The organism is Nocardia sp. NPDC058497, assembly GCF_042720195.1.
Lineage (GTDB): Bacteria > Actinomycetota > Actinomycetes > Mycobacteriales > Mycobacteriaceae > Nocardia.
In genome coordinates this window covers 14,043-17,950 of record NZ_JBHXMY010000061.1, presented here as the reverse complement: position 1 = coordinate 17,950, position 3,908 = coordinate 14,043, and the positions used below count along the sequence as shown (strand labels likewise).

Genomic DNA, 3,908 nt, shown 5'->3' with positions numbered 1-3,908 from the left:
TTTTTGTCTTTCACCTGGGTGTGGAGGCAGAATGGCTCACGGTGGTTTATCGCGTTGGGGGCGGGTTTGATATTGCCATCGATTCCCTACAGTGCCAGTGGCACAAGGCACGGCAGGGATGTGACAACCAGCCAAGGCGTACGTAGTGCCGTGGTGAGGTTGAAGCTCTCGCTCGAGTGGTGCACGACGTGGACCGACCAAAAGACCCGGATTTCGTGGTGCGCGCGGTGAAACCAGTAGTAGGCGAAGTCGACCCCGACAAGTGCGACGGCCCACGCGACCCAACCCTCGAGGTGCCACGGCACCAGCGAAGAAACAGACGCGAAGATCGCGAGTTCCGCCAGCGCCCATGGAATGTTGAGGAGCTGGTACCCCAGACCGCCGGCGATGGAGGTAGCCGAGTCACGGTAGTCGTACGGCTTGCCGTGATGCTTGAGATACACGATCTCCGCCGCAACGGCGACGATGAAGACCGGAACTGCCAGCCAGATCAGCATGGTCGAGACATCCATGCCGGACATCGCATCCGCAAGTCGGGGAATGACGATGACTCCGGCAGCTGTGCTCAGTCCCGCGAGGAGCACTCCGCAAGCCACGATGACCCTGGCCCGGCCGCGGGCCCGGAACTTCTCCCGCCATGCCTCGGCGGTCGATTTCATGCCACTCATGGGTAAAACCATCGTCCGGAGCGGCGCTCCACACCAGGGACCCAAGGTGTGGCTGACCGCCACCTTGCCGGCCGGACCGAATCGGCGGGGTCAGGTCACGCCGTCGCTCACAGGAGGCGTCGCACGGCCTCGACGATCGCGCGGCGGCGGTCATCGGCGCTCTCGGCCTCGGACGAGCTGGCAGGCAAGCTGGTGATGTTGCTCGGGTTCCACGCAAGAGCCATGCTGAGAACGAGGGTCAGCAGGGTCGTGGGTGAGAATTCGGAGCCGATGCCGTCCTTTTTCTGTGTCGCGGCAAGTGCATCCAGTTTGGCGTCGCGCGCAGGCGCCGCGACGGCTGGGTCCCGGTCGCCACGCTCCAGGCGGTGCCAGGTGGCCAACCGGATGACTTCGGGGTTCTCGCGACAGTAGTCGAATAGCCGTCCCGCGTACTCGGGGAGGTCGTCGGGGGTGAAGGGGACCGAATTCAGGCCGTGGGTGACGTGGGCGTCCAAGACCGCTTCGAAGAGCTGGTCCTTGCTGCAGAAGTAGACGTAGATGAGATTCTTGTTGGCCGCCGCGGTCTTGGCGATCCGGTCCACTCGAGCTCCGGCGATACCGTACTTGGCGAACTCATCGGTGGCGGCCTGGAGAATACGGGCCTTGGTGGCGTCGGCTCGGGACATCCGCTGCGTCACCCGATTCCGAAGACGGCGAAGGCCGCGTCCGATGCGACGAGCAGCACCGTGCACCACAGAGCGATCCCGGTCATCAGCCAGCGGATCAGCCGCCAGCTGGGGATGCCCAGCGCCGCACCGAGCAGGGCCGAGCCCCAGGTGCCGAAGAGGGCAGGCCCTGCGATGCCGAAGCCCGCCACGCCGTATCGGTCGAGGACTCGTCGAGCCCGCCGCCCCGTGGCGCCGGAGAGCCGGGCGTTCGCTGCGGGCGCCTCTCCGCTGGTCGCATCGATAGCCGATGCACCGTCGGCTTCCGTCGCCGAATCGGCCCGTGCGGCGGCCGACTTCCGGCGCACGCGCCAGGACCGCCAGACCAGCCGGGCGCGTTCCATAGCGAACACCGAGAAGACCACACAGCAGGCCGCGCCCAGCAGCACCGCGACCAGCGCGACCGGGCCCGGCAGGGAAAGCGAGAGGCCGACAGGGACCGCGGGGGTGCCTAAAACAAAGCCCGCGAGCAAGGTCCCAACGAATCGCCCCATGCAGATTCCTTTCAGCCGCGCACGCTTCGCTGGGCGGTTCCAACGACCACGAAACTAACTAACTGGTTAGTATCTTGTCATGAAACACACCGACACGGTGCTGGGCGAGTTGGCGGCCGGCAAGTATCTGCTTCTCACCACGTTCCGCCGAGACGGCAGGGCGGTTCCCACGCCGGTCTGGGTGATGCGCGACGGCCAGACGCTGGCGGTGTGGAGCGCGGCGGACGCAGGCAAGGTGAAGCGGATCCGCAACGGGAGTCGGGTGACGGTCGCCCCGTGCGACTGGCGCGGCAAGTCCCTCGGTGCCTCAGTTCCAGGCTTCGCCGAGGTGCTGGCGCCGGACGCGAGTGCACACTTCACCGCCCTGATGAAGCGCAAGTACGGGCTGGTCGCCCGGATCGGGCTACTGGGCAGCCGGCTGCGGGGAGGCTCCGAGCGCACGGTGGGCATCCGGATCCGGCTGGACGGTTGAGCGGGGGCGACCTGGGTCGCCCAGCGCAAACCGGCTCACCGCCATCGAGCGGCACCCCAACTCCCCACGGTTGTTACCTTGGTTTCATGGTCAGCGCGGCATCTACCCGGCGGCGCGAGCAGCTCCGCGACTTCCTCCGATCGCGGCGGGAGCGGATCGGTCCGGGCGAGGTGGGTCTGCCGGTGGCGGGGCGGCGGCGTACGCCCGGACTACGGCGCGAAGAAGTCGCGATGCTGGCGGGGGTGGGGGTGTCCTGGTACACGTGGCTCGAGCAGGGGCGCGACATCACGGTGTCGGGGGAAGTGCTCGACGCGGTGGCGGGTGTCTTGCGGTTGAGCGAACCGGAGCGGGCGCATCTGTATCTGCTCGCCGGGCTGAATCCGCCGCCTGTGAGTGGGACGACGGGGACCGAGGTGACCCCTGAGATCCGTCAGCTCATCGCCGGCTGGGAGCGTGGACCGGCCGTGGTCCGTGATCGGTACTGGAACATCCTGGCGTTCAACGTCATCGCCGGGCGGGTGTTCGGCTGCGAGGACGGAGAGCCGCACAATTGCCTGGTTACCTTCTTCACCAGTCCGCGCTATCGCGGGCTGCCCGAGCTGTGGGATGCGGCAGCGCCTGGGGTGGCCGCCGCGTATCGTGCCGATGCCGCGCTCGCACCGCACGATGACGAATTCCACCGGGTGGCGCGCGAACTCGCCGCCGCCGAGCCGGAGTTCGCGCGGCTGTGGGAACGGCATGAGGTCGGCGCTCCGCTGCAAGCGGTGAATGCCCTCCGGCATCCCGAGGTCGGCGAGCTGTACTTCGACGCCACCACGCTGACCATCGCCGACCATCCGAATTGGTCGCTGGTGTTGTACAACCCGAGACCGGGCTCCGATACCACCGAGCGCCTCACCCGACTGCCGCGGCTACGGCTGACCGAATCCGCCTGACCCTCCCAGCCAGGGCACTGCATCGAACCTCGCGCGGGATCTGCGAGCCTGGTGTTGCCACACCCCTGATAACTGCGCACTGCCGACGCGTCGGGAGAGCGACCACGCTGAATCCATGACGCACAACAGTTCTCGATTCGACGGCAAGATTGCACTGATCACCGGCGGTTCCAGTGGGATGGGTCTGGCCACCGCGCACCGGTTCGTCGCCGAAGGCGCCAGGATCGTGGTGACCGGTCGCGACAAGACCCGGCTCGACGCTGCGGTGGCCGAACTCGGCGAGCGCGCACACGGTATCGCGGGCGATGTCACCGATCTCGGCGACCTCGACACCATGGTTGCCGCCGTCGCCGACCGCTTCGGTCACCTCGACGTGGTCTTCGCCAATGCGGGAATCGGCTCGTTCCAGCCGATCGATCAGGTCACCGGCGCGCTGTTCGACGACGTGATCGCCGCCAATGTCAAAGCTGCGTTCTTCACGATCCAGAAGACGCTGCCGCTGCTGCCAGATCACGCCGCGATCGTCATCAACGCGTCGTTCGGGCTGCACCGGGGTGTACCCCGCACGGCCCTGTAAAACGCCAGCAAGGCCGCCGGCCCCAACCAGACCCCCACCCCCGCCGCCCACTATGCCC

At 67.1% G+C, this 3,908-nt stretch carries 6 protein-coding genes; 3 read left to right on the top strand and 3 right to left on the bottom strand.

Going from position 1 to position 3,908, the window contains the following annotated elements:
* Positions 1-86: 86 nt before the first annotated feature.
* From ACFWPJ_RS07085 to ACFWPJ_RS07075, 3 genes are all read right to left on the bottom strand, one after another.
* On the bottom strand, positions 87-659 hold the full coding sequence (locus tag ACFWPJ_RS07085; RefSeq protein ID WP_378848224.1) for a sterol desaturase family protein: 573 nt from the start codon (positions 657-659) through the stop codon (positions 87-89).
* 116 nt (positions 660-775) lie between these two features.
* Entirely contained in the window at positions 776-1,333 is a 558-nt protein-coding gene (locus tag ACFWPJ_RS07080) for a TetR family transcriptional regulator (protein WP_378848222.1), read from the bottom strand.
* An 8-nt stretch (positions 1,334-1,341) separates the two neighbouring features.
* Positions 1,342-1,866 carry a hypothetical protein gene (locus tag ACFWPJ_RS07075; RefSeq protein WP_378848220.1) on the bottom strand — a complete coding sequence of 175 codons (525 nt, stop codon included), beginning with the start codon at positions 1,864-1,866 and terminating at the stop codon, positions 1,342-1,344.
* A 79-nt stretch (positions 1,867-1,945) separates the two neighbouring features.
* On the opposite strand from ACFWPJ_RS07075, the gene ACFWPJ_RS07070 reads away from it, so the two are divergent.
* The 3 genes from ACFWPJ_RS07070 to ACFWPJ_RS07060 all read left to right on the top strand — a co-directional run bounded on the left by ACFWPJ_RS07070 (position 1,946) and on the right by ACFWPJ_RS07060 (position 3,850).
* A complete protein-coding gene (locus ACFWPJ_RS07070) occupies positions 1,946-2,338 on the top strand; it encodes a PPOX class F420-dependent oxidoreductase (RefSeq protein ID WP_378848217.1) in 393 nt (130 codons plus the stop codon).
* 86 nt (positions 2,339-2,424) lie between these two features.
* On the top strand, positions 2,425-3,273 hold the full coding sequence (locus tag ACFWPJ_RS07065; RefSeq protein ID WP_378848215.1) for a helix-turn-helix transcriptional regulator: 849 nt from the start codon (positions 2,425-2,427) through the stop codon (positions 3,271-3,273).
* 115 nt (positions 3,274-3,388) lie between these two features.
* A complete protein-coding gene (locus ACFWPJ_RS07060) occupies positions 3,389-3,850 on the top strand; it encodes an SDR family NAD(P)-dependent oxidoreductase (RefSeq protein ID WP_378848213.1) in 462 nt (153 codons plus the stop codon).
* Positions 3,851-3,908 lie beyond the last annotated feature (58 nt).